22 protein-coding genes and 1 tRNA gene are annotated in these 26737 nt (G+C 71.9%); 7 read left to right on the forward strand and 16 right to left on the reverse strand.

Going from position 1 to position 26737, the window contains the following annotated elements:
- Positions 1-67: 67 nt before the first annotated feature.
- From I5071_RS16365 to I5071_RS16380, 4 genes are all read right to left on the reverse strand, one after another.
- Entirely contained in the window at positions 68-1516 is a 1449-nt protein-coding gene (locus I5071_RS16365; RefSeq protein ID WP_236606395.1) for a dickkopf-related protein, read from the reverse strand.
- Positions 1516-2307 (reverse strand): tetratricopeptide repeat protein, encoded by a 792-nt coding sequence (locus I5071_RS16370; protein WP_236606396.1) that lies wholly within the window; start codon positions 2305-2307, stop codon positions 1516-1518. The genes I5071_RS16365 and I5071_RS16370 overlap by 1 nt, the downstream gene beginning before the upstream one ends.
- Positions 2308-2425: 118 nt before the next feature.
- A complete protein-coding gene (locus I5071_RS16375; RefSeq protein ID WP_236606397.1) occupies positions 2426-3577 on the reverse strand; it encodes an RCC1 domain-containing protein in 1152 nt (383 codons plus the stop codon).
- Positions 3578-3778: 201 nt separating this feature from the next.
- Positions 3779-4477 (reverse strand): YebC/PmpR family DNA-binding transcriptional regulator, encoded by a 699-nt coding sequence (locus I5071_RS16380; protein ID WP_236606398.1) that lies wholly within the window; start codon positions 4475-4477, stop codon positions 3779-3781.
- Positions 4478-4584: 107 nt separating this feature from the next.
- Here I5071_RS16380 and I5071_RS16385 point away from each other — a divergent pair, with 107 nt between their 5' ends.
- The 3 genes from I5071_RS16385 (at position 4585) to I5071_RS16395 (ending at position 6389) form a co-directional block, all read left to right on the forward strand.
- Positions 4585-5559: an alpha/beta fold hydrolase gene (locus tag I5071_RS16385; protein WP_236606399.1), complete on the forward strand. Its 975-nt coding sequence runs from the start codon at positions 4585-4587 to the stop codon at positions 5557-5559.
- Positions 5560-5654: 95 nt separating this feature from the next.
- Positions 5655-5728 (forward strand) — tRNA-Asp (locus I5071_RS16390).
- A 160-nt stretch (positions 5729-5888) separates the two neighbouring features.
- Positions 5889-6389 carry a hypothetical protein gene (locus I5071_RS16395; protein WP_236606400.1) on the forward strand — a complete coding sequence of 167 codons (501 nt, stop codon included), beginning with the start codon at positions 5889-5891 and terminating at the stop codon, positions 6387-6389.
- A 3-nt stretch (positions 6390-6392) separates the two neighbouring features.
- Here I5071_RS16395 and I5071_RS16400 read toward each other — a convergent pair whose 3' ends face one another.
- Positions 6393-6815 (reverse strand): HD domain-containing protein, encoded by a 423-nt coding sequence (locus I5071_RS16400; RefSeq protein WP_236607652.1) that lies wholly within the window; start codon positions 6813-6815, stop codon positions 6393-6395.
- Here I5071_RS16400 and I5071_RS16405 point away from each other — a divergent pair.
- A complete protein-coding gene (locus tag I5071_RS16405) occupies positions 6720-6956 on the forward strand; it encodes a hypothetical protein (RefSeq protein WP_236607749.1) in 237 nt (78 codons plus the stop codon). The genes I5071_RS16400 and I5071_RS16405 overlap by 96 nt on opposite strands.
- Positions 6957-7081: 125 nt before the next feature.
- Here the strand turns inward: I5071_RS16405 and I5071_RS16410 are convergent, their stop codons facing one another.
- The 4 genes from I5071_RS16410 to I5071_RS16425 all read right to left on the reverse strand — a co-directional run bounded on the left by I5071_RS16410 (position 7082) and on the right by I5071_RS16425 (position 12041).
- Positions 7082-8605, reverse strand: coding sequence for a serine/threonine-protein kinase (locus I5071_RS16410; protein ID WP_236606401.1), 1524 nt, complete (start codon positions 8603-8605; stop codon positions 7082-7084).
- A gap of 31 nt (positions 8606-8636) precedes the next feature.
- Positions 8637-10085 (reverse strand): RCC1 domain-containing protein, encoded by a 1449-nt coding sequence (locus I5071_RS16415; RefSeq protein WP_236606402.1) that lies wholly within the window; start codon positions 10083-10085, stop codon positions 8637-8639.
- 13 nt (positions 10086-10098) lie between these two features.
- Complete coding sequence (locus I5071_RS16420; RefSeq protein WP_236606403.1) at positions 10099-11715, reverse strand: PEGA domain-containing protein; 1617 nt, start codon at positions 11713-11715, stop codon at positions 10099-10101.
- A 68-nt stretch (positions 11716-11783) separates the two neighbouring features.
- Positions 11784-12041: a hypothetical protein gene (locus tag I5071_RS16425; protein WP_236606404.1), complete on the reverse strand. Its 258-nt coding sequence runs from the start codon at positions 12039-12041 to the stop codon at positions 11784-11786.
- 73 nt (positions 12042-12114) lie between these two features.
- On the opposite strand from I5071_RS16425, the gene I5071_RS16430 reads away from it, so the two are divergent.
- Complete coding sequence (locus I5071_RS16430; RefSeq protein ID WP_236606405.1) at positions 12115-13374, forward strand: S1C family serine protease; 1260 nt, start codon at positions 12115-12117, stop codon at positions 13372-13374.
- Here I5071_RS16430 and I5071_RS16435 read toward each other — a convergent pair whose 3' ends face one another.
- The 3 genes from I5071_RS16435 to I5071_RS16445 all read right to left on the reverse strand — a co-directional run bounded on the left by I5071_RS16435 (position 13375) and on the right by I5071_RS16445 (position 17476).
- On the reverse strand, positions 13375-14439 hold the full coding sequence (locus tag I5071_RS16435; RefSeq protein ID WP_236606406.1) for an SO2930 family diheme c-type cytochrome: 1065 nt from the start codon (positions 14437-14439) through the stop codon (positions 13375-13377). It lies immediately after the preceding gene.
- Positions 14440-14461: 22 nt separating this feature from the next.
- Positions 14462-15712 (reverse strand): parallel beta-helix domain-containing protein, encoded by a 1251-nt coding sequence (locus tag I5071_RS16440; RefSeq protein ID WP_236606407.1) that lies wholly within the window; start codon positions 15710-15712, stop codon positions 14462-14464.
- 261 nt (positions 15713-15973) lie between these two features.
- Entirely contained in the window at positions 15974-17476 is a 1503-nt protein-coding gene (locus tag I5071_RS16445) for an anthranilate synthase component I family protein (RefSeq protein ID WP_236606408.1), read from the reverse strand.
- A 78-nt stretch (positions 17477-17554) separates the two neighbouring features.
- Between I5071_RS16445 and I5071_RS16450 the strand changes: the two genes are divergently transcribed.
- On the forward strand, positions 17555-19042 hold the full coding sequence (locus tag I5071_RS16450) for a glycosyltransferase (RefSeq protein ID WP_236606409.1): 1488 nt from the start codon (positions 17555-17557) through the stop codon (positions 19040-19042).
- Here I5071_RS16450 and I5071_RS16455 read toward each other — a convergent pair.
- Complete coding sequence (locus I5071_RS16455) at positions 19018-20808, reverse strand: hypothetical protein (protein ID WP_236606410.1); 1791 nt, start codon at positions 20806-20808, stop codon at positions 19018-19020. The genes I5071_RS16450 and I5071_RS16455 overlap by 25 nt on opposite strands.
- Positions 20805-21722, reverse strand: coding sequence for a class I SAM-dependent methyltransferase (locus I5071_RS16460; protein ID WP_236606411.1), 918 nt, complete (start codon positions 21720-21722; stop codon positions 20805-20807). The genes I5071_RS16455 and I5071_RS16460 overlap by 4 nt, the downstream gene beginning before the upstream one ends.
- Positions 21723-21834: 112 nt before the next feature.
- Here I5071_RS16460 and I5071_RS16465 point away from each other — a divergent pair, with 112 nt between their 5' ends.
- On the forward strand, positions 21835-23643 hold the full coding sequence (locus tag I5071_RS16465) for an ArnT family glycosyltransferase (protein WP_236606412.1): 1809 nt from the start codon (positions 21835-21837) through the stop codon (positions 23641-23643).
- On the opposite strand, the gene I5071_RS16470 is transcribed toward I5071_RS16465, so the two are convergent.
- Both I5071_RS16470 and I5071_RS16475 read right to left on the reverse strand, forming a co-directional pair.
- Positions 23644-25611, reverse strand: a complete 1968-nt coding sequence (locus I5071_RS16470; protein ID WP_236606413.1) for an ArnT family glycosyltransferase — start codon at positions 25609-25611, stop codon at positions 23644-23646.
- A gap of 13 nt (positions 25612-25624) precedes the next feature.
- Entirely contained in the window at positions 25625-26737 is a 1113-nt protein-coding gene (locus I5071_RS16475; protein ID WP_236606414.1) for a discoidin domain-containing protein, read from the reverse strand.

Here is a 26737-nt window from a genome sequence, read left to right on the forward strand (position 1 = left end):
GGCTTCGTTCGCACCGTGGGTCGAACCGCACCGGCGGCCAGGAGCCCTGCCCTGCCCCGCGCTCGGCTCACTCGACGCCCGTCACCTCGGTCAGCGTCCACGCCTCGTCGAACGGCGAGTCCATCTCGTAGGCCGTGAAGCGCGCTCCCGAGCGTCCGATGACCACCCACGACTGCCGCGTTCGGGGCGCCCATTCGAACGTGCGCACGCCCTCCATCGTCGTCGCGGTGATCGAGTCGGGCGCCGTGATCACCGTCGTCGACGCGGTGCCGAGGCTCGGGATGTTGGTGACCATCGCGATGTCCGCCGCGGTCGAGAGCCCGTTGTGGATCACGATCGTCTCGACGCCCGCGGTCGGCAGCGGCTCGGGGATCGCCACCGCCTGCCATCCCGCCGCGAGCGAGTCGTCTCCCGCGATCGAGACCAGCGTGCGGCCCACGTTCGTCCCCACGCTCACGTCGTGCGAGACGCCGGTCGCGCAGTCCGTGCTGCGGTGGACGCTCAGCGCCCACGGCCCGCTCCCCGGCGGCACGAAGGGCCCGCGCAGCGCGCCCGCCGGGACCGTCGCGAGCGGCGTCGCGCCGTCGCACACCGTCGCGCTCGTCGTGAGCGAGTTGACGAATCGCACGAGCCGGGACGATCGCAGCGCCGTCGCGCCGGGAAGTCCGGGGATGAACCGGAGGCCCTCCATCGAGTCGAGGTGCGCCGACAGGCGGCCCGCGACGACGACGTAATAAGTGCCCTCGGTGCCCGGGATCCGATCGCCGAGGAGCGCCGCGATGAGCTCCGGAGTCTCTCCGGCCAGCTCGAGCCGCAGCGCGCCGGTGCTCCCGGGGAGGAACGGAAGGACGGCGGAGTCCCCCTCGTGATCGAACGGATTCGGCAGCATCTGCGCGTCGGGGTTGCGCCCTGCGCCGCGCGCGATCAGCCCATCCGTCTCGTCCGCGACCATGTCGACGAGCTGCACGTAGGCGTATCCGTTGGTGTGCAGTCCCTCGGGATTCGACTCCAGCAGTCGCACGCTCGCGCCGATCGATGCCGGGCCGAGCACGAGCAGATATCGACTCTCGGTCGGGATCGGCAGATCGTGGAAGATCGTGATCGTCGGCGGGACGTTCACGCGGAGCGTCTCGCCCACCGGCACGTTCGGGAGGTCGACCACCGCCGACGTGGTGCCGTAGGGAGGGATCGCCACGTGCCCGGTCTCGCCATCGCGATCGTCGTAGCTGATGGTGCCGGTGAGGAACGGATCGGCGTTGAGCACCATGAGCTGGATGCAGCTCGCGCCGCACCCGGTCGGCGCGTCGGCGACGTCCGCGTCGTCCGGTGCGCCGCCGTCCTGCGATGCGCCGCCGTCCTCGCCCGAGCGATGACACCGCATGTCCGACGCTCGGCACGTGAACCCCGTCGGACAATCGGAGTCGGTCGTGCAGGTGAACTGACCGTCTTGCAGCGTCGGGGTGCAGCCCGCGAGCGCGACCACCGCGAGGATCCAGCGCATCTCGAGACTCGACATCAGAAGCTCCCCGAGGCTGCGATTCCGGTCGGACCGAGCTGCAGGCGCGCGTGCTCGCCCGAGCTTCCGCCGCCGCTCGAGAGACCCCACACGAGCCCGACGCCGGCGACCGCCACGCCGACGCCGAGCGCGGCCCAGCCGATCCCGGTCAGCACCGGCGCGTCGTCGTACGCGCGCCTCACCGACGAGAACGGCACGTCGCGCGCGTTCTCCACGGTCGCGACGTCGGCGTAGCCGAAGCCGAGCAGGATCGCGCCCGTGATCGCGACCGCGCCGCCGGTCCCGAGCAGCACCCACGGTGCCGGATCGGGCGCGGGTGCTGCGACGATCTCGGGCTCGGCCGGCTCGGCCGTCTCCACGGTCGCGGGCTCGACCTCGGGCGTCGCCTCCGCGCCCGCCTCGCTCACATCGGCCCGCTCCATCGACGCGCGCAGGATCGCGAGCCGCGCCGCGATCTCCTCGCGCTGCGCCGCGTCCGGCACCGCGGCGATGTACTCCTCGAACGCCGCGACCGCTTCGGCGTCGTGCCGGAGGCGGTCGTGCGCCTGCCCGATGTTGTAGAGCAGCTCGGGGCGGCCGCTCAGCTCGTACGAGCGCCGGAAGTGCCCGAGCGCGTCCTCGTACCGCCCGTCCGCGAACGCCGCCGCGCCCGCCTCGAAGAGCGAGCGCGCCTCCGAGTCGACGCGCACCGCGGACGACGACGCCTGCGCCTCGGCCGTCGTCGACGCGAGCACGACTGGGGCCCCTGACAGCAACACCACCGCGAGCACCGCGAGCGAGCGACGATTCATCGCGGCGGAGAGTACGCGAAATCGCGAGATCCGCGCTCGACCGCGGAGTCGGCGCTCGCCCCCCTTCGCTGCTTCGCGCCGTGATGACGGCCATCGTCCCGACGCGCGCCGTTCTCGATCAGCTCGGCGGCAGCGCGTCGATCGGCGTCTCGCGCGGCTCGTTCGTGCCGTCGCCGATCTGTCCCGCCTCGTTCGCGCCCCAGCAGCGCGCCGTGCCGATGCGGTGCACCGCGCAGCCGTGACGCGCGCCGATCGTCACCGCGCTCGCCTCGTCGAGGATCGGCACCAGCGCCTTGTCCACGCCGTAGCCCTCGCCCCAGCACGCGACGTCGCCGAACGCGACGCGACCGCACGTGCGATCGCCGCCGAGCGTCAGCACCGAGCGATGCTGCACCGAGGGCTCGAGCCGATCCTCGCGGGTGCCGTCGCCGAGCTGGCCCGCGGAGTTGTCGCCCCAGCACACCGCCTGCGTCGTCGCGTCGATCGCGCAGGTGTGCGCGCGTCCGGTGCGCACCGCGATCATCCCGTGCAGACCGAGCGGCGTCGCATCCGCGCGCGCCACGCGCGTCCCGTCGCCGAGCTGACCGTCGGCGTTGTCGCCCCAGCACGACACCTCTCCGTCGGCGCGCACCGCGCACGCATGCGCATCGCCCACGTCGAGCTCGATCGTGCGGCTCGCGCCTTCGATGCGCCGCGGCATCGCATCGCCCGCGCCCCAGCACAGCACGTCGCCCTCGCGCGTCGACGCGCAGGTGCGATCCCCGCCCGCCGCGATGTCGACGAGCACGTCGCGCGCGCGCACCAGCACCGGCGCCGCGCGCTCCTCGGTGGTCCCGTCGCCGAGCTGACCGCGATCGTTGGCGCCCCAGCACCACGCCGCGCCCTCGACGTCGATCACGCAGGTGTGGTGCGCGCCCGCGTCGATCCCGATCGCGCCGCGGATGCCGCCCACCAGCGCCGCGCGCGAGCGCACCGTCGTGCTTCCGTCGCCGAGCTCGTGGAGATCGTTGGAGCCCCAACAATCGACGCTGCCGCTCTCGCGCAGCGCGCACGAGTGGGCCTCGCCGACGACCACCCACTCCGGCACGTCGCAGCCCTCCGCGTCGCATCCCCAGCGGCACGGCGCCTCGCACGCCGCGCCCTCCACCGCGCGCTGCGTCGACGTCGACTCGGGCGAGCCCTCCTCCTCGTCCCCGCCCTGCGCCGCCGCGATCCCACCACACCCCGAGAGCGCGAGCGCCCCCACGAACCACCAACCCCGTCCAACCATGGCGAGCCCTCATCGCAAGCTGGGCGCCAACTCGGAACGGCGGATAATTCGCGGAATTCGCTGAAGAATCAGGGGTCGCGATGGTGCATCGCGCGCACCTCCCGGTGCGGCGATGGGGCGCGGTGCGACGAGCCTCGTCGCACCTCGTCGCACGGTCCACGACGTGGTCTCACCGACCACGTCGTCCCCGCGGCCTGCCCATCAAGCCAGGCCGACGAACACCGCCTCGACGTCGTCGTCGTCGTCGATCGCGGCGAGGAACGCCTCGACCTCGGCGCGCTTCGTCTCGTCGTCGAGCGCGACCGGGTTCTTCGCCTTCCAGATCAGCTTCGCCGACGACACGGTCCAGCCGCGCTCACCGAGCGCCTTGCTCACCGCGTCGAGCTCGGTCGGCTCGGAGTAGAAGATCGTCCCGCCCTCGTCGGGCTCGAGATCCTGCGCGCCCGCTTCGATCGCGGCCTCCTCGGGATCTGCGCCCGCGGCCGGCGGGGTCGCCTCGATCGCGCCGAGGCGCGTGAAGTCCCACGACACCGAGCCGCTCGCGCCGAGCTGCCCCTTGCGGAAGAGCACGCGCACGTTGCTCGACGTGCGGTTCTTGTTGTCGGTGAGGCACTCGACGATCACCGGCACGTGGTGCGGCGCGAAGCCCTCGTACACGACGGTCTCGTACTGCGCCGCGCCCTCGAGCAGGCCCGCGCCCTTCTTGATCGCGCGCTCCATCGTGTCGCGCGTCATCGACGCCTTGCGCGCGGCCTCGACCGCCATGCGCAGGCGCGCGTTCGTCGCGGGATCGGCTCCCCCGCGCGCTGCGATCTGCAGCTCCTTGGCGAGCTTGGAGAAGACCTTCCCCTTCGCATTCGCCGCCGCTTCACGACCCTTCTGCTTCCATTGCGCGCCCATGATCGGCCGGCGTTAGCACCGCGGGAGCGCACGCGCGAGCCACGGCGCGCACGGGTGTCGCGGGACGCCACGTCGCGAGCCCGATCCCGGGGTCTACGGTGATCCTCATGCAGTGGATCGGTGCGCTCGCCGGTCGCATCGAGGACGCGTTCGGCCACGCGTGGTCGCTCGGCGAGATCGGCCTCGCGCTCACGCGGCTCGACGAGATCCTCCGCGACCCGCATCACCGCACGCTCCACGACGACGTCACGTCGAACGGCTTCCACACGCCCTTCGACGACGGCGCGCTCGACCTCGCGCTCGCGCGCGACGGATCGATCCACGGCACGAACCCCTACCAGCGCGTGTGCGGGAGCCGCGGCGATCGCGTGATGGGCTGGCTCGAGCGCGCGCCGCGCAACCCGGGGCGCAGGCTCCTCGTGATCTGTCACTGCTACGGCGTGCCCTCGCCGCGCGTGATGCGTCGCCTCTTCGGGCTCCGCGGGCTCGACGTCGACGTGGTCACGAACGTGATGGGGCACCACCAGCCCGGCACGTATCCGGCGTGGCCGGGGAGCGGGCTCGTGAGCGCACGCCTCTCGCGCTTCGTCGAGAACCTGCGATGCGCGGTGACCGGCGTGCGCGCGCTGGTGCGGTGGCTGCGGATCCACGAGGGCTACGAGCGCGTCGCGGTGGTCGGGTTCTCGATCGGCGGGCAGCTCGCGCTGCATCTCGCGCACGCCGGAGAGGTCGACGACGCGGTGCTCTACTGCCCGGTCACGAGCCTCGCGACGACGGCGCGCGAGCTCGGCCTGATGCGCCACGTCTCGCCGCTGATCACGCCGGCGCTCGAGCGCTTCCACGGATCGAGGTTCGAGGAGCTGCTCGCGCTCGCCGATCCGCTCTCGATGCACCTCGCGATCGACGAGGAGCGCATGCACGTGATCGCGCAGCGCCACGACGCGCTCGCGAGGCTCGCGCAGATCGAGGCGATCCGCCGGAAGTACCCGCGCGTGAAGTGGACGCTGCTGCCGGGAACGCACCTGTTGCCTCTCGGTCTGGGCGAGGTCAGACGCGCAGTGCGTGATGCTCTCGTGAGGTGACGAAAAGATTTTCGCGCACGCCGTTGACAGCCCGATCGACCATGCTAGAAAGCGCCTCCCGACGGCGACGGCCCGAGGGAAACAGAGTCCCGATTGGGGTGGTAGTTAAGTCGGTTATAACGCCGGCCTGTCACGCCGGAGGCCGCGGGTTCGAGTCCCGTCCACCCCGCTCGCTTCGCCCGAGAGACAAAGGCGAAAGTCCGAAGAGAGCCCCGCTGGCGATGCCAGCGGGGCTTCTCGTTTCCGTCGCTCCGCTTTCCATCTCGGCGCTTCGGCTTTCCATGCTCATGCGTTGACGTCGCCGGCCGCGCGGCGTTAGAAGCCCGCGAATGCCGGAGCTCCAGCAAGGAACGATCACTGCCGAGACGATCGCGACGTGGCAGCGCACCGGCGGCAAGGGTGGTGGGCGCGTCGCGGGTGGGCGCTCGCTCTCGAAGCGATACGCCGAGTGGCACAACGCGCGGTTCGTGCCCGCGGTGAGCGAGCCCGAGATCGAGAGCGCGGATGCGTGGCAGTCCGCGTACCCCGGCTCGAACAAGCGCGGTCGCACCAAGGCGCCGGTGGTTCGCCCCAAGCGCGCACCGGTGCGCGAGTACTTCCACGTGTCGGATCACGAGCGCGAGATGCTCGTCGCGTTCCGACTGCTCACGCCGGAGCGGCAGGAGCAGATCGCGTCGGAGATCGAGTCGGAGTCGCGCGAGGCGGCGAAGGCGCGTGAGGTCGACGAGGCGCTCGACGCGCTCGCGAAGCTCGACCCCGAGCTCGCCGACGCGGCACGCCGTCACGCCGCGAAGCGCGCGAAGAACTCGAAGGGCGCGCAGGCCGGCTGAGCGTCAGACGACCGAGCGCGCGAGACGCTCGGGGCCACGCCGCGCGACGTCGTCGCAGATCGCGTCGAGCGCATCGAACACGTCCCAGCGCGCGCGTCCGGTGCGCGCTGCGAGCTCGCCGAGCAGCGCGCCCTCGAGCGCCTCGTCGCGCTTGCCCTTCCACAGCTTGTCCGCGAGCGCGATGCAGCGATCCTCGAGGGTCGCGCGCGGCTCCGACCACGCGGCGTGGGTGACGCAGGCGCGCGCGATCTCGGGCGCGAAGCCGGCGCGCAGGAGCAGCGATTCACCGGCGCCTTCGTGATCGTGCCCCGGCGCGTGCATCTCGTGCGGATGCTCGATCTTGCCGGCGTCGTGGATCGCGGCGCCGAGCAGGACGTGCGCGCGATCGAGATCGATCCCGAGTCGCGCCCCGAGCGCGTCGAGCAGCGACTCCGCGGCTTCGACGACGAGCTCGTGGTGGCGGACGAGCCAGGGAGGAGCGCCGCGGGACGCGAGCCACGCGAGCGCGTCGCGGGCTGTCGTCGGCGGCGCGCCTCGGGCTGGGATCAGTGGCTGCCCATCTTCTGACCGAGCACGCAGGCCGCGAAGGTCAGTGCGGGGACGCCGATCGAGAGGAGCACGTAGACGAGCGTGAAATTCATGGCGGCCGTAGTAGGCAGTCCTTCGGGCCCGAACGCAAGCTGATTGGTGGCTCAACCGGGCGGCTGCGTGAGCTCGACGAACGCGCGCTCGGTCTCGCCTGCGCCGACGCGGATCGTCTGCGAGACGGTGGGGCGCTCGAAGCCGGCCTCGACGCGGTGCGAGCCCGGCGAGACCGCGACGTCGACGGGCGCGCGCCCCATGTAGCGCCCGTCGATCCACACGAGGCCCCAGGGCGCGACGACCACGCGCAGCATGCCGGTGGGCTCGGGCTCGGCGGGAGGCTCGAGCGCGGGCGCGACGACGGGCGGAGGCTCGGGCGGACGGGCGCGAGGCTCGCGTCGTGGAAGGGCGCGAAGAGGCTCGGCCGGCGCTTCGGTCGCGGCGACGGCGGGCTCGGGAGGCGGGGCGGCAGCGGGCGCGATCTCGGCGGGTGGAGCCGCCGGCGGCAGCGCGGGGGTCGGCGGCGTTGCGACGACCGCGTCGGGCGGGCTCGAGGGCACGCTCGCGATCACCGCCGCGGCGAGCGCGATCACCGCGGCGGCCGCCGCGATGCCGAGGCTGCGCCGGCGCATCGGCACCCGCATCGTCGCCACCGGCTCGGTGCCGGCGGCGGGCGCGTCGAGCGCGGTGGTCGCGCCGGCGAGCGGCTCGAGCGGCGTCGTGAGCGCCTCGACCTCGGCGACGCGCACGAGGTCCGCGAGCTGTCGGCGCGCGGTGGGCGGCGGCGCGACCTCCGCGAGCGCATCGATGAGCGCAGCGGCGCTCGCGTAGCGCTCGTCGGGCTCGGGGCGCAGGAGCCGCTCGATCGCGGCGACGAGCGCTGGCGGCGCATCGGGCCGGAGCTGCGCGAGCGACGGGTGTCGGCCGGTGATGATGCGATGACAGGTATCGAGATCCGTCACGCCGACGAACGGACGCTCTCCGGCGAGGCACTCGAACAACATCACGCCGAGCGCGAAGAGATCACTGCGCGCATCGAATCGCCCGGTGAGCTGATATTCGGGCGGCAGATAAGGCACCTTCCCCTTGATGACGCCAGTGCGCGTCTTCAATCCACCTTCGGTCTGACTGACCGCCTTCGCGATGCCGAAGTCCGAGAGCTTGATCTCGCCGGCGCGACTGACGAGCACGTTCGAGGGCGAGACGTCGCGATGGTGCACCGCGCCCGACGCGTGCGTGTGCGCGTGATCGAGCGCGAGCGCGACGTTCTGCCCGATGAACGCGACGAGCGAGGGAGGCAATCGCTCTCCTCGCTGCTGCAGTGTCTCGAGCAGTCGCTCGAGGTCCATCCCCTCGACCAGCTCGAGCACCAGGAAATGCGATCCATCGGCGACGCCGAAGTCGAGCACCTGCACGATGTGCGTGTGCTGCAATCGCGCCGACACCCGCGCTTCTTGGAGGAACTGCGCGACGAAGAGCGCGTCGTTCTCGTGCTCGGGCAGGATGCGTTTGACGCAGACGCGCTGCTCGAATCCTCCCGGCCCGCGACGAACTCCGACGAACGTCTCGGCCATGCCGCCGGCGCCGAGACGACGTGAGAGCTCGTACGATCCGAGCCGGGAAGGAGCGTTCACCGACGCGAATGTACCAGCGGTACGCGCGTCGTCACTCGGGCGGCGAGACCGGCGCGCCGGGCGCGAGGCGGTCCTCACCGGTCGTCCCGTCGCCGATCTGTCCGGCGTCGTTGTGTCCCCAGCAGACCACCTCGCCGGAGCGGCGGAGCACGCACGTGTCGTGACCTCGAACGCTCAGATCGATGGCGTCGGTCATCACCGGCAGCTCGCGCGGCAGCGTCTCGTAGTCGAGCGTGCCCGTGCCGAGCTCGCCCAGACCGTTGTTGCCCCAGCAGAAGACGTCACTCCCGACGCGGGCGCAGGTGTGCTGGTGGCCGGCCGCGATCTCGTCCACGTCCGTCAGCTCGGCGACCACGACATCGGGAGCGGGGTGGTTCGCGACCGTTCCGACCCCGAGCGCCCCGAAACGCCCGTCGCCCCAGCACACGGCGCGACGGTCCGATCGAATCGCGCAGTTGTGGATGTTCCCGGCCGTGATCGAGAGGGCCTCGAGGCGCGCGATCGCCGGCGGCGGAGACAGGACGTCGCGGCGCGTGTCGTCGGCGAGCACGCGCGTCGGATCGGCACCCCAGCACGACACGCCACCGGAGCGTCGGCGCGCGCACATGTGGAAGCTCCCGGCCGACAGCTCGACGACGTCGTCGATGTTCGCATCGGCCGGCGTCGGCCGGCTGGTGCGGGTGCCGTCACCGAGCTGACCACGAGCATTGTCACCCCAGCACGTGACGCGACCGGTCGCGAGCCGTGCACAGGAGTGGAATCCGCCTCCCGCGATCTCGACCGCGCCGGCACTGCTCGGCAGCGCCTCGATCGGCGTGTTGCTGAACCCGAGCGACGACACCGGCCGTGCGAGCTGCTGGCTCGCGTTGCTGCCCCAGCACCAAACGCTTCCGTCGCTCCGTCGTGCACACGCGTGGTGCTCACCGAGCGTGATCTCCACGGCATCGTCGATGCCCACCACGATCACCGGGGTCGCGCGATCGGTGCGGGTGCCGTCACCGAGACGGCCTTGATCATTGGAGCCCCAACACACGACCGTGCCCGACGCTCGACGCGCGCAGTGGAACGCCCATCCACTCTCGATCTGCACGGCGTCGTCGCATTCCGACGCGCGGCACTCCCACCCGCACGCGTGCCCGCACGTCCCGCAGTGCTCTTCGCTCGCCACCGGATCGGTCTCGCAACCCGGCGCGCTCGTGCAGTCGAGCCGGGTCGCGTCGCACTCGTCCACCTCGCAGCCCGACGCGCCGCACCGCGCGAGCGCCGAAGGAAGCGCGCGGCTGGGATCGTTGCACCACGCGTCGGCGTCGGGATCGTCGACGTCGGCGAGCTCGTCGCCGTCGAGGTCCGCGCCGTCGCACGCCTCGCTCTCGGCGATGCAGCGGTCGTCGCGTCGTGTGTAGCCCTCGGGACATCCCGGCGACGAACAGCTCGTCATCAGCACGACCGACGCGACCACGAACGTGACTCTCACGGACATCGATGCCCCCCGACTAGAACGTGCCTCGCACTCCGACGAAGGCGCGCTCGTTGCTCGCCTCCACCGTGACGGTCGTGCTCGTGTCGCGAGTCGCGTAGACGACCGGCACTGCGATCAGCGGCGCGCTCGTCGCGATCACGATCGCACCGCGATCGACCGCGGCCGCGGCATCGACGCAGCGTCGATCGTGATCCGCGTGGTCCGGACAGGTGTCCGCCGTCGCGATCTCGACGATGCCGATCGCGCTCGTCGCGAGCCCGACACCCGCGATCACCCACGACCACCAGGGCACGCCGTCCGCTTCGATCATCACGAAGGGCAGCGCCGCGATGCCGAGCGCGGCACCCGCGCCGGCGAGCCCCCACACCGCGTAGCGGCGGTTGAGCCACGTGTCGCGCAGCGGGATGAAGTCGGGGTCCGTCGGCTGGCTCACCTCGAGATCCGGGCCGAGATCGACGCGCGATCCGTACAACGCCCACGCGCCGACGAACATCGCGACACCGAGGCCACCGATCGCCGATCCGACGACGTGCTCGATCGTGTGATCGGGTCGCGTCGGAGGTGCGGGATGGGGATCCCACGGCGCCATGTCCGTCGCGCTGGCGCCGCGATGATCTCGCGATCGACCCGCGCGCAGATCGGCGATCGCGACATCGGCGCGCGCCCCGACGGCGCGAGACGACGCGATCACGCGCTGCGCCGCGACATCGATGCGATCGATGCGGAGCGTCGAGCCGCGCGCTTCGACCAGCCACACCTCGCGCGCACCCAGCAGCGTCGCGAGGCGGAGCGCGTCGTCGAACCGATGCGCGTCGGCGTCGGCGCGATCCCGGTATGCGAGCGCGAGCGCGTCGTCGCTGTGCAGCGCCCCTTCGAAGCGCGCATCGATGCGCAGCGGCGGCGCAGCTTCCGCGGCGATCACACGCTGGACGCGGCCGCGCGCCTCTCCGCACTCGACCTGCACGTCGTACTCGCCCGGCGCGAGCCGCTCGCTCGCGTACGGCGTGCGTCCGAGCTCGACGCCCTGGACACGCACGATGCAGCCCGCGGGCTCGCTCTCGACGCGCAGCACGCCGCGCGGCGCGCGCTCGAGCTCGGCGTCGACGCGCGTGAGCAGCTCGACGACCTCGGGAGGATGTTGATAGGGGCTCGGCTCACCACGCGGCACGAGCACGCGACACGCTCGCGCACGCGGCTCCGCGCTCTCGTCGTTCGTCTCGAGCCTGGCGCGCACGTCGTAGAGGCAGGTGTCGAGCACCTGTCGCGCCCGCGCGGGATCACGGCCGAGCTCGACGACGTGGCGCTCTGCGATCGCGAGCGACTCCGCGAGCGCCTCGCGCGCGGCATCGTGCTCGGCGAGCGCGAGGCTGCGGACCGCGTCGCGGGAGCGCGCCACCATGCGCTCGAGCGCCTCGCTCGTGGGCGCGGTCGGCCGCGACGCCAGCGCGTCGTATCGCGCGCGCGCCTGGTCCGGAGGCAGCGCCCCGATCTGCGTCGCGATCGACGCCACGTCGGCTGGGTGCGCGCCGCCGATCGACACCGGGAGCACGAGGCTCGTGCGTTCCTGGGCGGCGCCCCGTGCCGGCCAGAGCGCGATCGAGGCGAGCACCAGGGCGAGAGCGCGCGTCACGGACGGTGCGCGCATGTAGCATGCGCCGTCCAGCGTCACCATCACGCGTCCTGCGCGCGCGGGCGTCCTCAGGCCGCGTCGTCCGCGTCGCTCAGGGTCGGGAGCGCGATCACCATCAGCGGCCCGATCCCGAGCCCCAGCACCGCGCAGAAGATCCCGAGCCACCTCGGATATCCCTTCGCGGCGGCGACGGTCACGCACGCGAGCACCGCGAGCGCCCACGACGCGGGCACGACGAGGGACGCGAGCGCGCTCCCGCGCGCAGTCAGCACGGCCGCGCCGATCTGGAGCGCGAGCGCGAGCCAAGGGAGCCACGACACCGGCATCGAGCGCTCATCGTCGCCTCGCTCCCGGGCGCGCAGGTGGACCGCCCACCGTGGCGCGTCTACATCGAACGCGATGCACTCGCGCGCTCGTCTCGTGCTCGCGGTCGCGCTGGTCGCGCCGTCGGTCTTGGTGTCTCGGCTCGCATCCGCGCAGGACGTGTCGCCTCCACCGGTCGAGACCCCGCCTCCACCGGTCGAGACCCCGCCGCCGCCGACGCCCGAGACCGTCGTCGCGCCCGCGACCACGTGCGCCGGCCAGGCCCACACGCGAGCGCGCGACTCGGTCGTGCACGTCGAGAGCGGAGGTCGCTCGGGCGCGGGCGTGCTGGTCGTCGACTCGCGTCACGTCGTGAGCGTGCTGCGCATCGTCGAGCAGGGGCACGACATCACGGTGACCGACGCGCAGGGCAATCGTCGTCGCGGGCACATCGTGCTGACCGCGGACTCCGACGAGCTCGTGATGATCGAGCTCGACGCGCCGCTGCCGGGCACCGCGCTGCCGATCGCCCCGTGGGACGTGGTGAGCGTGGGCATGCCGGTCGTGCTCGTCGGCGCGCCCGCGAGCGAAGCGCCGCGGTTCCTGCCCGGCACGTTCCGCGGCACGCTGCCGTGGGCGGTGAGCGAAGGCGTCGTCGCGTCACGCGGCGAGCGCGCGATCCAGACCGACGCGCGCATCTCGACGATGCGGGGCAGCCCGATCGTCACCTGCGCCGGCGAGGTCGTCGCGATCCTCGGCCCCGCGCACGACCGCATGATGGGCCCGACGGTGCACTCGATGCCCGCGGTGCCCGCGCTCGTCGATCTCACTTCGCGCCTCGCCAGCCCCGAGGGCTATGGCGGACGGTGGAACCTCACGGGCGGCCTCGCGCTCGGCGCGGTCTACGAAGATCCCGACTGGCTCTGGGGCGGCACGCTGATGATCGGCGTCGTCGGCCTCGACGCGTTCGTGCTCGTCGGTCGCTTCTCGTACTTCTACTCGAGCTTCGAGCCGACCGGCAGCGACGTCGCCTCGGTCACCAAGGATCGCATCCGCGGCGATGCGTACGTGGGCTGGCGACAGATCCTCGTCTTCGGCCGCATGGCGATGCACTTCGAGCTCGCGCTCGGCGCGTCGGTCACGCGGTGGAGCCGCGAGGCGCGCGTCGCGGAGATCGTCGACGAAGGCGCAGGCCCGGTGATCCGCTGGCGCGACGACGAGACCGACGACTGGTCGGTGCGCCCGATGGCCGTGATCAACCTGATGCACGGCCCGATGCTGCTCTCGTACACGCTCGAGTACGACGTCGATCGAGAGCACTTCATGCATCTCTTCAACGTCGGCGCGCGCTTCTGATCAGTCGCTGAACCCGCAGTCGTCCGGGGGCATCGCCGCGATCCAGCGACGGATCAGGTCGACGCCCTCGGTGTGCGCGAGCACCGTCGGCAGCTCGGGCATCTTGATGCCCGCCTCCGTGCTCTCCATGCGGCACACCATCATCGACGCATCGGGGGCGCCGGGCTGGATCACCGCGCGACCGAAGTCGCATCCGCCCGAGACCGTGACCTTGCAGACGCCGAGGTGGCCGCGGTCCATCGCCTCGATCTCGAGGAAGAGCCCGCTCTGATCGGCCGGGCCTCCGTCGCGGTGGCAGTGCGAGCAGTTCGCGTGGAGGTACGAGCGCGCCGCGGCGTCGATCTCCTCGAACGTCGCCTCGGGATCGTTCCGCACCGCCTCGTAGTCGATGATCACGTCGTCGGTCGCGGGGCGCGCGTCGAGCCATCCCGCTTCGACGAGGTGATCGATCTGGTTCTCCGCGCCGTCCGCGTACGCGTGCATGCGATCCATCTGCGCGGTGCGCGGGCCCAGAGGGCGCAGGCGCAGCCCGTCGCTCGAGCGATGGCAGTTGCTGCACTGCGTGTGGCTCGGCACGCGGTAGTCGAGCTCGACCGTCTCGCCCTGCGCGTCGACGAACGAGACCGGCACGATGCGCCCCGCGGGCGTGAGATACGCCTCGCTGACGTCGTCGTTCCAGATGTAGACCTCGGGGCGCCAGCGATCCTCTTCGCGGATCAGCAAGCGCGTCTCGATGATGCGCTCGCCGAGCGAAGGATCGCGCGCGTCGATCGGGAACCCGAACGTCTTCACGAGGATCGTGCCGACCGGGAAGTCCCAGTAGCCGTCCTCGCCGACCGTGATGCGCTCGCCCTCGGGCACCTGGATGAAGCGATGCTTGCTCGCGTAGTCGGAGAAGAGCGGCGCGACGATCTCGTAGGGCTCGACGCCTTCGCTCGGCGTCTGCGTGCGCGCGTCCTCGAAGAGACCGCGCGTCGAGATCGGGGCACCACTCTCGCCGCCCGAGCCATCACAGCTCGCGAGCAACGAAGCCATCGCCAGGAGGACCGAGAACGAGCGCTTCACGACGTCACCACCTCGCGCAGGATCAGAATGCGGGATCGATCGTCATGCCGGTGCAGGTCACCGGCGCGCGATCCGTGGACTGCACGCCGAACAGCGGGTCGTCCATGCTCGTCGGATCGCTGTCGATCACGGCCATGCGGTAGGTGCCGGTCTCGTCGAGGCAGAGCACGTCGCCCGGCTCCTGGCCCTCGCGCATCATGCCGTCCCAGAGGATGTCCTCGAGCGTCGAGCCCGGCGGATCCTGCGCGCCGAGGATGATCAGGAACGCCGACGTCGGCATCTGACCGTTGTCCTCGTACGTGTTGTCGTGGAGGTAGATGCTCTCCGAGTAGAAGTCGTACTCGGGATCGTCCGGCATCGGCGCGCCGAGCGCGAGCGGCACGAAGTACGAGACGATCGCGACGCCGGTGCTGACGTTGCCGGTGATCGTGTTGTCGTGCGCCTCGACCTCGTTCGCCGCGAGGATCATCAAGCCGATGCCGGCCGGCACGAGCGCGATGATGCCGACGTCCGAGGGCGCGAAGTTCGGCGCGCTGTTGTTGGTGATCTCGTTGTGGTGCACGAGCGTGCGGCGGCCCTGACGCTCGAGGCCCGGCAGCTCGAACACGAGGATGCCCGCGCTGTTGTCGCGCGCGATGTTGTTGTGGACCTCGCAGTCGAGCGAGTTCTCGATCTCGATGCCCGCGACGTTCCCGTGCGCGAGGTTGTTGCGCACGATGCAGCGGTCGGTCTGACCGACGTAGATGCCCGCGTCGACGCTGCCGAACGCCTCGCTGTCCTCGACGATCACCTGCGTCGACTGGACGGGATAGAGCGCGTAGCGGCCGTGCGCCTCGGGCGCGCGGCGATCGGTCCAGCCCGCGCTCACGTTGCGGATCGTGACGCCGGTCGAGTCGGTGATGAACACGTCGTTCGCCGCGGCGTCGATCACGCGCATGTTCTCGATGGTGAAGTTCGTCATCGAGGTCGCGTTGATGCCGCTGTTGCCAGTGCCCATCTCGAAGAAGTCGAGGAGCACGTCCTCGCGATCCTCGCCGGTGCCGCGGATCGTGATGTCGGCCTTGTCCGAGATGCTCACGCCGTCGTCGAACGTGTAGGTGCCCGGCGTGAAGCAGAGAACGTCGCCGTCCACCGCCTCCTCGAACATCGTCTGCACGTTCGCGCGCGCGTCGCCGCCCGGCTCGACCCAACGGTCGCACCCCTCGGGCGGCCCATCGTCTCCACCGCACGCAGCGAGCCCGAGCGAGAGCCCGAGCACCACCCTTGTGAGCACCTTCGTACGCATCATCGCCATCCCGGTCCCTCCGAAGTGGCGGCCACGATCGCACGAAACGCGCCGGCAGAGAACGAAGGGTGAACGCGACGACGTGCACGCGCGTGCACGCCATCTCGGTCCTGGGTGTGCAGCGGACTGCACGCCCAGGCGCGGCGGCTCAGCCCAGCTGGAGTGCTCGCTGGCGGAGGGGCACGGGAGCGTGCGGCGCACGCGGACGGGAGGGCCCTGCGCCGGCGAGCCGAGTGTCGGACACCACGATCAGCTCTTCGCGGCCTCGATCGCCGCGAGCGCGGCGCGGGCCTTGTTGACCGTCTCGTCGTACTCCGACTCCGGCACGCTCGCCTCGACGAGCCCGGCACCTGCCTGGACGCGCAGCTCGCCGCCCTGCTCCACGACGGTCCGGATCGCGATCGCGACGTCCATGTTGCCGCTCCACGAGAGGTACCCGACCGCGCCTCCGTAGATGCCGCGCGGCTCGGGCTCGAGCGCGTCGATGATCTGCATCGCGCGCACCTTCGGCGCGCCGCTGAGCGTGCCCGCGGGGAACGTCGCGGCGAGCAGATCGAGCGCGTCGCGGCCGGGCTCGAGATCGCCGACGACGTTCGACGTCGTGTGCATCACGTGGCTGTAACGCTCGATCACCATCTTCTCGGTCAGGCGCACCGTGCCCGGGCGCGAGACGCGACCGAGATCGTTGCGACCGAGATCGACGAGCATCACGTGCTCGGCGCGCTCCTTGGGATCGGCGAGCAGCTCCTCGGCGGCGCGCGCGTCGTCCTCCTCGGTGGCGCCGCGACGGCGCGTGCCCGCGATCGGCCGGACCTCGGCGCGCCCGTGCTCGAGGCGCACCAGCGTCTCGGGGCTCGCGCCCGCGATGCGGCACTCCTGGAAGCGCAGGAAGAACATGTAGGGCGACGGATTGATCGCGCGCATCGCGCGGTAGACGTCGAACGGGTCGACGCCCTCGCTCGGCACGGTGAAGCGCTGCGAGACGACGACCTGGAAGATGTCGCCGGCGCGGATGTGCTCCTTCGCCTGCTCGACCGCGGCGCAGAAGCGATCGCGATCGAACGAGCTCGCGGGCAGCGGGCGATCGTGGCGCGGAGGGCCGGGCGGGCTCATCGGACGCAGGGCGACGTTGCGCTGCATGCGCGCGATGACGCCGTCGATGCGCGCGAGCGCGTCGTCGTACGCGGCGCGCGCGTCGGGAACGTCGGAGCGCACCGGCAGCACCACACGCGCGGTCTGCTTGAGCGAGTCGAAGATCACGATCGGGCCGCCGATCGCGTACGAGAAGTCCCACTCCTCCGCGGGCCGGCGATCGTCCTTGCGCAGCGCGCTCGGCTCGAAGGCGCGCACCGCGTCGTAGGCGACGTAGCCCACCGCGCCGCCCCAGAAGCGCGGCAGCCACGGCACCTCGGGCGCGCGGTACTGCGCGAGGGTCGCGCGCAGCTCCTTCCACGGATCGACGCCGGTCCTCGTCTCGACGCGACCACCGCTGAGCGAGCCGCTACGGATTTCGTAGCGGTCGCCGCGACCGCGCACCCGCAGATCGGGATCGAACCCGACGAACGAGTAGCGCGCCCACTTCTCTCCGCCGACGACGCTCTCGAGCAAGTAGCTGCCTTCGCCGCCGCCGAGCGCCGCGTACGCGGCGACCGGAGTGAGCGTGTCGGCGAGCACCTCGCGCGTGACGGGAACGATCGATGACTCGCGCCGGAGCGCGACGAACTCCTCGAACGACGGGCGTGCGGGTCCCATGACGAGGTGCGTCATAACACGACGCGCTCGCCTGGACTCCCCGTCGTGAGCCGGGGCGCTGCGCCTACGTCAACCTTCATGGGCCTCATCTCGGACGTGGAGATCGGCGCCGTCCCGCTCCAGCGCTTCGTCCCGGTGCTCGGGCCGGAGCGCGTCGCGACCACGCTCGCGTTCGCGGCGTCGATCCGCGAGAAGCTCCGCGGCGGCGCGGTGTGGAACGTGAACTCGACCGCGGTGGGCGGCGGCGTCGCGGAGATGCTGCCTTCGCTGCTCGCGTACGCGCGCGGGATGCAGATCGACGCGCGGTGGGTCGTGATCCACGGCGAGCACGAGTTCTTCGTGCTCACGAAGCGCGTCCACCACGCGCTGCACGGGAGCGCAGGCGAAGGCGGGCCGCCGCGCGAGGTGGATCGCCCGCTCTACGAGGCGACGTGCACCGCGAACGCATCGGAGCTCGCGCTGCGGCTCGGTCCCGGCGACGTCGTGATCCTGCACGACCCGCAGACCGCGGGGATGGCGCCGCACCTGATCGATCGAGGGGCGCGCGTGATCTGGCGCTGTCACATCGGCGCCGACGCACGCACGCCCGAGGTCGACGCAGGATGGGCGTTCCTCCGGCCTTATCTCGAGCGCGTGCCGGTGCTCGTGTTCTCGCGTCGCGAGTACGTGCCGCGCGAGCTCGACGGGCCGCGGATCCGCATCATCCAGCCCTCGATCGACGCGTTCTCGCCGAAGAACGAGGAGATGGACGTCGACGTCGTGAGGGCGATCCTCGCGCACGTCGGCGTGCTCGCGGGGCCGTGCCCCGATCGCGCGTCGCCGGTCTACGTGCGTCGTGACGGCTCGCCGGCGCGGGTCGAGCGCGTCGCGGACATCGTGCGCGCCGGGCCCGCGCCGGGCATCGACGTGCCGCTCGTGGTGCAGGTCTCGCGGTGGGATCCGCTGAAGGACATGCACGGCGTGATGTGCGGGTTCGCGAAGCTGATCGCGAGCGGTCGCGCGGGCGACTCGGCGCTCGTGCTCGCGGGGCCCAACGTGCACGCGGTCGCCGACGATCCCGAGGGGCCGCGCGTGTACCACGACGTGCTCGACGGCTGGTACAAGCTGCCGCCCTCGGCGCGCGCGCGCATCACGCTCGCGATGCTGCCGACCGCCGACGTCGACGAGAACGCGGCGATCGTGAACGCGCTGCAGCGGCACGCCGAGATCGTCGTGCAGAAGAGCCTGCACGAGGGCTTCGGGCTCACGGTCACCGAGGCGATGTGGAAGGCGCGCGCGGTGATCGCGTCGCGCACCGGCGGCATCCAGGATCAGATCGTCCAGGGCGAGAGCGGCGTGATGATCGACGATGCGCACGACCTCGACGCGCTCGCGGACGCGCTGGCGGGGCTGGTCGGAGATCCCGAGCGGCGCCATCGCATCGGCGCGGCGGCGAAGGAGCGCGCACGCGTGCAGTTCCTCGGCATCCGCCACCTGCTCGACTACGCGGCGGTGATCGACGAGATGCTGGGCACCACGACCGCGCCGGCGCGCGCGAGCGATCAGACCGTGGGCGCGCCGGCCTGACGGGCGCGACGACGGCGCCACGGCGCGAGCGCGAGCACCACGCACGCGATCGCGCCGGTGAGCGAGAGCCCGACGGTGTACGGCAGATCGCGCGGGAAGTAGCGCGCCTCGACGCGCATGCGGCCGCGCGGTTGCTGCACGTCGACGGCGAGCCGCACGTCGTCGGAGATCACCTGGCCCTGCGCGCTGGTCCAGTCGTCCGCGTGGTTCTGGTTGAACACGACGAGCGCGGGCTCGTCGAGCTCGATGTCGGCCCACACCGTGAGCGACGTGCGGCCCCACGCGATCACGCGCCCTGCTTCCTCGGGAACGATGCGCGCCTGGGGGCCCTCGCCGAGCCAGAGCCGCGTCGAGCGCGGCCACGGGACGGGGTCGTAGCACTCGATCGTGCCGACGTTCTCCGAGGGATAGTTCGCGTACTCGTCGAGGTAGCTGCGCCCCCGCACGAGGTGGTGATCCACCGGCGCGCGCACCCCGACCGGCTCTTCGTTCCAGCGATCGATGATGCCGACGTTGATCACGTAGAGATCGATCGTGATCGCGAGCACGAGGGTCCACGGGATCGCCCACGACAGCGCGCGCACGTCGGCGCGCACCGGGAGCGACGCGATCGCCTGCGCGATGCGATCGAGCGCGACGCCCGCGAGCAGCGCCATGAAGAAGATCAGCAGGACGCGGAAGCGCGAGGGGACGTGGATCGATCGGTAGAACGGGAGCTCCTGGAGGAGCGGCCACGGATGGTGCGGGGTCGCGCTGCCCTGGGTGAACAGGAAGAACAGCACGAGGCCGAGCACGAGCCAGAGCATCGTCGCGCGCGAGCGGGCGCTGGTGCGCGACGCGGTGATCGAGGCGAACGCCGCGGCGAGCCCGAGCGCGCTGAGGACGACGATCGCCCAGCCGACGTACGCGCCGTACTCGGGCCACACCCAGCCGTGCCCCGCGAAGCGGTAGTCGTGGGTGCGCGCGGTGAGCATCTCGAGGATCTCCGAGGGCGAGAGCCAGTCGGGATCGGGCACGGGATGCGGGTTCGCGCGCAGCGCGAAGAGGATCGGCAGGAAGCGTGCGGCGCCGAGCAGACCGGTGAGCGCGCCCGAGAGCGCAGCGACCGCGGCGAGACGAGGCACGAGGCGCGGCAGCGCGAACGCGCGCACCAGCGCGTCGAACGCGAGCAGCAGCACGAAGTACGGGAACGGGTAGTGCCCGCCCTCGAGGACGATGAGCACCATCCACGCCGCGACCACGCCGCACCACCGGAGATCGCGCTCCGCCGCGCGCCACGCGAGGAGCAGCGCCGGTGCGTAGTAGAACGCGAGGAACGTCGCGTGGCCGCCCGCGCCGTGCCACGCGAAGAAGCCCGACGCGCACCACGCGATCGCCGCGAGCAGCGATGCGATCCGCGTGAGCGACACTTCGCGGCGCGCGAACGTGTACATCGACGCGAAGCCGACGACCGCGTGGAAGAGGACGAAGAGCTTGTGGCCGAGGTTCGTCCCGAAGGGCAGCGCGAAGATCAGGTACGTGGGCGAGTAGACCTGCGCCTGCGGGTTGCCCCAGAGCGGCACGCCTCCGCAGTGATGCGGGTTCCAGAGCGGGAGCTCGCCCCAGCGCACGTAGGCGACGCGGCCCGCCTCCCACATGTGATGGAACCACTGCCAGTCGCCCCAGCCGCTCGCGCCGGTGAGGAACGCGGGCGACCACAACGCGCCCATCGCGATCAGCGCGACGACGAGGACCCCGAGCCCGCGCACCACACGCTCGCGCGTCATGCGTTCGGAGCGCGTCGCGCCACCAGGACGAACCCCTCGGACACAGGCGGCCACGCCGCGCGCTTCACGCGCTCGGGCGCGATGGCGAGCGCGACGCGCGCGACCTTCGCGGCGGCGTCGAAGTTGGTCCCGCGCGCGAGGATCGACGCGATGTACTCGAGGTTGTAGGTGCGGCGCGCGGGCGCGGTCAGCACGACCTCGAGCCCGGCGCGGCGCGCGACGTCGGAGAGCGACGCGGGCGTGAAGAACCAGAGGTGCGCGCGGTGGTAGTGCGTCCAGCGCGGGCCGAGGACGCGCGCGCCGAGGCTGCTCGAGTCGTTCGTCGCGAGCGCGATCACGCCGCCGGGCGCGAGGAGCTCCGCGGCGCGGCGCAGCGTCGCGACGGGATCGCGCACGTGCTCGATCACGTCGATCATCGAGACGACGTCGAGGGGCGCGTCGGGCGTGAACGTCTCGAGCGTCGCGCTCAGCACGCGGCGGCCGGGGCGCGCGGCGGGATCGGCGGGCGCGAGCGGATCGATGCCGACCGCGTCGAACCCGCGCTCCTGCGCCGCGAGCAGCGAGAACCCGAGGCCGCATCCGACGTCGAGCAAGCGGCGACCGTCGGAGCGCAGCGCGGGCTCGGCGACGTCGAGCACGCTCGCGTAGGTCGCCTTCTTCGTGCGCGCCAGCGCGGCGTCCGAGCTGTGCGGGCCTTCGACGAAGCCGAACTGCTCGTAGTAGTGCTCGTCGTAGATCGCGCCGAGCTGGTCGTCGGAGGGCTGCGGATCGGCGAAGCGCAGGTGGCACTGCTCGCACTCGACGACCCAGGGGAGCGTCGCGCCGAACACGGGGCGATGACGTTCGCCCTGGCAGATCGGGCAGCGCGTCCCCGCGCGCGTTCCGGGCTCGGTGCGTGCCACACTCCCGTCCATCCGAAGCCCCGAGGTGTAGCCGCGTCCGCGCGCGATTGCACGCCCCGCGAGCAGCGAGAAACCCGAGGAGAAAGCGCGTGACCTTCCGCGCCCCCCGGATACGATGCGCGCCGTGCGCGCCCCGAGGACGAGCTCGAACGCGGATCGCGCGTCGCTGCTCGCGCTGATCGCGGCGACGCTCGTCGGCGGCGCGCTGCGCCTGTCGACGGTCACCTGGGGCGACCCGTTCCTGTTCCATCCCGACGAGCGCGGCTTCGTGATGTGGGAGGCTGCGTCGATCGAGTGGCGCGGCATGACGCGCGGCGAGTGGCGGCCCGACACGACGACCTACGGGCCCGTGATCTACGAGCTCGCCCTCGCTCTGAAGTGGGCGTTCCTCGGCGGGTTCGACGAGGCGCGCGAGGAGGCGCAGCGCTACCCGGACTCCTGGGCCTACGTCGTGGCCGGCATGGACGCGTGGGACGACGGAGAGCCCTACTCGTTCCTGCGCTGGACCCAGCTCGTGCGCGTGTTCGGCGCGATCGGATCGGCGATCGCGATCGCGCTGATGGGCCTCGCGGCGTGGAAGCTCGCGGGCCCACGCGCCGGTGTGATCACGGCGTGGCTCTCCGCGCTCTGCGCCGGGCTCGTGCAGGCGTCGCACTACGCGACGACCGACTCGCTCGTGCTGGTGTGGGCCGCGATGTTGCTGCACGCGTGCGCACGCCTCGCGCGCGTTGGACGCTCCGGGAGCGCGCTCTACGCGGGGATCTCGCTCGGGCTGATCGCGGCGACGAAGATGACCGGGCTCGTGCTGCTCGCGGTGGTGCCGGTCGCGATCGCGGCGAGCACGGGCAACGAAGGACTGCTGCGGAGCGATCGCTTCCTCGCGCGGCACTGGGTCGGGCGTTCGATCGCAGCGCTCGCGACGAAGCGCTTCGCGATCGTCGTGGTCGTCACGATCGCGATCTACGCGCTGCTCTGCCCGTGGGCGTTCTTCGATCGCGACGCGTACTTCGCCGTGCCCGCGAACCGCAGCGGGCGCCACGTGTTCCTCTCGCAGTACACCGACTCCGACTACGAATTCTGGGATTGGCGCTTCACCTACAACGGGACGACGCCGTTCCTGTACCTGCTGACCCACGTGATCCCGTACGCGGTCGGGATCCCCGTGATGATCGCGGGGATCGTCGGGATGGCGCGGTGGTGGCGGCGCGATGGAGAGGGCGCGCGCATCGCGCTGCTCGCGGCGCTGCCGACGTTCCTGCTGGTCGGGCCGTGGGGCGTGAAGACGATTCGTTATGCGATCCCCGTGGTGCCGGGACTGCTGCTCGGCGCCGGGCTGTGGTGCGCGCGGGCGTGGGATCGCGGCGCGTGGCGGCGCGCGCTGGTCGCGCTCGTGATCGCGGCGGGGCTCGCGCGCGGCATCGCGTTCACCGCGATGTTCTGGGAGCCCGATCCGCGCGCGCTCGCGGGGCGCTGGCTGCTCGATCACGCGGAGCGCGGGGACATCGTCGTGCTCGGGCCGGAGGCGTCGTACTCCGCGCCGCTCGGCGGCAACGAGGACGGAGTCGGCGTGGATCGCCCGCCGATGCCGGGCTTGCGCGTCCGGCGCATGTGGCAGTCGCGCCCGGCCGACGTCCCGGCGCACGTGGACTCGCTGCTGCGTGACGCGCGCTTCGTGGTCGTCGACGAGTTCTATCTGCGCCGGGGCACGCACCCCGAGGCGCGATGGCGCGCGCGCGATCAGTCGCGCTTCTATCGCGCGCTCTTCGACGGAGACACCGGCTTCGAGCTCGTCGCGACGTTCGCGCGCGAGCCGCGGCTCGGGCCGATCGTGTGGGACGAGAGCGACGCGGAGATGCTCGCCGTCGCGTTCGATCACATGCCGGTCTACGTGTTCGAGCGGCGCGGCGAGTACCGCACGCCCTTCCCGCGCTGATCAGGGCTCGGCGGGCGCGTCGCCGTGACGCGCCGCTCTCCACGCGCGACGGCGCTCCGCGATCGCGCGCAGGTGCGCCGCCTCTTCGACCGAGGGGGCGGGCTCGGGATCGAGCATCTCCATCTTGCCGAAGCCGAGCCACCCGCCGACCACGCGGATCCGCAGCTCGCAGATGCCCTGGTGCTCGCGCATCACCGGCACGCGCAGCTCGCGCGTGGTCGGATCGACGCGCCACGAGCCGAGGTCTTCGCCGTCGAGCTCGAGCCACACGTGCACCGGGCCTTCGCTGTCGGGCGGGCGCGCGACCTCGAAGCGGAGCGCGCCGATCTCGGGCCAGCTGATCGGCACGATCGCGCGCGCATATCCCTCGCGCACCCCGCGCACGCGGCGCCCTTGGATCGTGCGCACGTCCTCGTCGAACCCGACGAGCAGCTCCTGGTGTCGCTCGACGAAGTCGAACGTCGCTTCCTCGGCGCGCCGCGCGAGCGTGAGCCACTCGTGGAAGAAGAGCTCGGGCGCGCCCGCGACGTCCCACGCGCGCGGCGAGATGCGATGGCGGATCGCGAACGGGATCGACGCGGGCCACGCGAGCGGGTTGCCGACGTGCTCGCGCACCGGGCGCGCGATGCGCCCCCAGATGTCCATCCACATGCGCTCGGACGAGTGCGCGACGTCGGTCCGCAGCGCCTGCGCGACACCGACCTGCGTGCCGGTCGACCACGCGCCGAGCACCACGACGATCGCGGTCGCGAGCGCGCCGAGGGCCACGCTGCGCCCGCGCCGCTGTCGCTCCACCACCTCGCTGGCGACCGCCGCGATCCCGATCGCGAACGGCACCGAGACCGAGTCGAAGCGACGGCCGGGAAACCCGAGCGCGCCCCACCAGTCGTACACGCTCGCGTTCACGTACGTGCTGATCGCGAAGAAGAGCAGGAGGGGCAGGCCCATCGATCGGGTCTCGCGCTTCCACGCCAGCATCACGAGCCCGATCACCGCGACGTAGAGGATCGGGCTCCACACGAGGAGCCCGTTCGACGTCGAGAAGAGCACCTTGTCGAGGCGCGGCGCGCCCCAGCGCAGGTAGTGACGGCCCTGCGGCAGGAAGAAGAGCTCGCCCTGGCTGTCCCACCACTGCCAGACCTGCGGCGCGAACACGAGCGCGGTCACCAGCGCGTAGACGACGCCCCACCCGACCAGCACCCCGAGCCCGCGTCCGTCGCGCTCCTTGATGCGGCCCCACGCGCGCTCGATCCACAAGCAGAGCGGCAGGATCGCGATCACCGCGTTCTGCGGTCGCGTGAGCATCGCGAGGCCGGTCGCGACGCCGAGCCACACCCAGCCCCAGCGCGAAGGGCGACGGCGCTCGCGATCCCACGCGAGCACGACGAGCGCACCGGTCGCGGCCGACGCGGCGTGCCCGTACGAGAGCAACATCGTCGCGTAGTAGGTGAGCGGCGTGAGCACGCCCATCGCGACGGCACCGAAGAGCGCTGGACCTTCGCCGAACGCGCGACGCGCCACGACGAACGCGATCACGATCGTGAGCACACCGGCGATCAGCGATCCCCGTACCGCGCGCTCCGCGAGCGGTCCGATGCAGCCGAGCCGATAGCGGGGATCGCGATGGTGCAGCGCGGGGTGATCGGTCGCGACGTCGAAGAGCAGGATCGGGATCCAGAACAGCGAGGGCCCCGGGTTCCACTGGTTGATGACGTCGCCCTGCTGGGTGTGCCGAAGGCCCCACGGATCGTCGCAGATCTCGTAGTCGCGCTCGAAGTCGACGTCCTGATCGAAGACGATCGATCGCGCCCAGAGCCACGTGTAGTAGCCGTCGCCGTGCACCGTGCCCGGCATCGGGTCGACGATCAGCAGCACGACGAGCCACGCGAAGCACGCGCCGAGGACGAGCGTGGCGCGCGGCGAGGGCAGCTTGTGCGAGCGCAGGATCGTCGAGCGGGACGGTCGCACCGGGCCCAATCGACTACTCGAGCTGGAGCTCGGCGAGGCCCGCGCTGTTGCGGTAGTGCGAGCGCGCGGTGAAGCGGATGCGCTGCACCGCGTCGGTGCCGACCTCGAGCTCGACCGGCGTCGCGTCCTGCGCGAGCGTGCCCTCTTCGGTGCGCACGACCTCGCCGTCCGAGAAGACCTCGACGCGGTAGTCGCGCGTGCCGCGATCGAGGTGCGGCGGGTTCGTCCCGTTGATCAGGCGCACGCGATCCACGCGGCGGGGCGGCGAGATCCGCACGTCCAGCGTCGCCTCGACGCCGTCGGGCGCGAGCCAGAACGTGTCGGCGCGCCCGTCGATCGCCTTGTCCGGCGAGAACGTGTCGCTGTCGGCCCAGACCCCCGACGCGTCGGCGAACACACCCTCGGGCTCACGGGTCGCGAAGTACCAGCCGACCAGCACCACACCGACGATCAAGACCGTGTTCGCGATGCGCCCGATCGACGTCGTACGCAGCTGTCGCCGCGAGCGCGCCGCGTCCGCGAGCGCCCGGCCGACCGTGTGCTGTGCGCCCGCGATCTGGCGCCAGAGGCTCGTGTGGGCGGGCGTGACCTCGCGCTCCTCGACCGGCAGCGGGCTCGCGTGCGCGGCCTCGCGTGCCGCTTCGATCGCCGCGATCGCGTCGGGGCGAACCCCCCGCGCCCGCAGCGTCGCGGCGCGCGCCGCCTTGGGATCGGCCTCGAAGTCGGCGCCCGGCACGCTCATCGCGCCCGCGTAGATCGGGAGCGCGTCGAGCGTGACGTCGAGCGCCTCGACCCCGAGGCGCAGGCCCTCCGCCGAGTGCCCGTTCTGCCAGAGCGACTCCGCGGCGTCCGCGCGCTGGGTCCCGAGCGCGAGCGTTCGCGCGAGGCGCTCTCGCGCCGCGTCACCGAGCTTCGCCTCCACCCCGAGCGCGCGCCGCAGCGTGAAGTGCTCGACGATGCGCTCGCCGAGGCTCGTCGGGGCGTGCACCGGGCCCGCCGGCGCCGCGGGCGTCGCCGGTGCGGGCGGGGGCTCGGGCTCCGAGACGGTGGCGCTCTCGGCGTCGGGAGCGGGCACGGGCTCTGCGGGCGCGCTCGTGGGCTCGGCCTCGGTCTCGGGCTCGGACAT

The organism is Sandaracinus amylolyticus, from assembly GCF_021631985.1.
Lineage (GTDB): Bacteria > Myxococcota_A > Polyangia > Polyangiales > Sandaracinaceae > Sandaracinus > Sandaracinus amylolyticus_A.

What these genes read in the sequence shown, in the direction of transcription:
- I5071_RS16365 (WP_236606395.1), bottom strand. Translation starts at nt 1,516, where the DNA reads ATGTCGAGTCTCGAGATGCGCTGGATCCTCGCGGTGGTCGCGCTCGCG.
- I5071_RS16370 (WP_236606396.1), bottom strand. Translation starts at nt 2,307, where the DNA reads ATGAATCGTCGCTCGCTCGCGGTGCTCGCGGTGGTGTTGCTGTCAGGG.
- I5071_RS16375 (WP_236606397.1), bottom strand. Translation starts at nt 3,577, where the DNA reads ATGGTTGGACGGGGTTGGTGGTTCGTGGGGGCGCTCGCGCTCTCGGGG.
- I5071_RS16380 (WP_236606398.1), bottom strand. Translation starts at nt 4,477, where the DNA reads ATGGGCGCGCAATGGAAGCAGAAGGGTCGTGAAGCGGCGGCGAATGCG.
- I5071_RS16385 (WP_236606399.1), top strand. Translation starts at nt 4,585, where the DNA reads ATGCAGTGGATCGGTGCGCTCGCCGGTCGCATCGAGGACGCGTTCGGC.
- I5071_RS16395 (WP_236606400.1), top strand. Translation starts at nt 5,889, where the DNA reads ATGCCGGAGCTCCAGCAAGGAACGATCACTGCCGAGACGATCGCGACG.
- I5071_RS16405 (WP_236607749.1), top strand. Translation starts at nt 6,720, where the DNA reads ATGCTCGATCTTGCCGGCGTCGTGGATCGCGGCGCCGAGCAGGACGTG.
- I5071_RS16415 (WP_236606402.1), bottom strand. Translation starts at nt 10,085, where the DNA reads ATGTCCGTGAGAGTCACGTTCGTGGTCGCGTCGGTCGTGCTGATGACG.
- I5071_RS16425 (WP_236606404.1), bottom strand. Translation starts at nt 12,041, where the DNA reads ATGCCGGTGTCGTGGCTCCCTTGGCTCGCGCTCGCGCTCCAGATCGGC.
- I5071_RS16430 (WP_236606405.1), top strand. Translation starts at nt 12,115, where the DNA reads ATGCACTCGCGCGCTCGTCTCGTGCTCGCGGTCGCGCTGGTCGCGCCG.
- I5071_RS16445 (WP_236606408.1), bottom strand. Translation starts at nt 17,476, where the DNA reads ATGGGACCCGCACGCCCGTCGTTCGAGGAGTTCGTCGCGCTCCGGCGC.
- I5071_RS16450 (WP_236606409.1), top strand. Translation starts at nt 17,555, where the DNA reads ATGGGCCTCATCTCGGACGTGGAGATCGGCGCCGTCCCGCTCCAGCGC.
- I5071_RS16455 (WP_236606410.1), bottom strand. Translation starts at nt 20,808, where the DNA reads ATGACGCGCGAGCGTGTGGTGCGCGGGCTCGGGGTCCTCGTCGTCGCG.
- I5071_RS16460 (WP_236606411.1), bottom strand. Translation starts at nt 21,722, where the DNA reads ATGGACGGGAGTGTGGCACGCACCGAGCCCGGAACGCGCGCGGGGACG.
- I5071_RS16475 (WP_236606414.1), bottom strand. Translation starts at nt 26,737, where the DNA reads ATGTCCGAGCCCGAGACCGAGGCCGAGCCCACGAGCGCGCCCGCAGAG.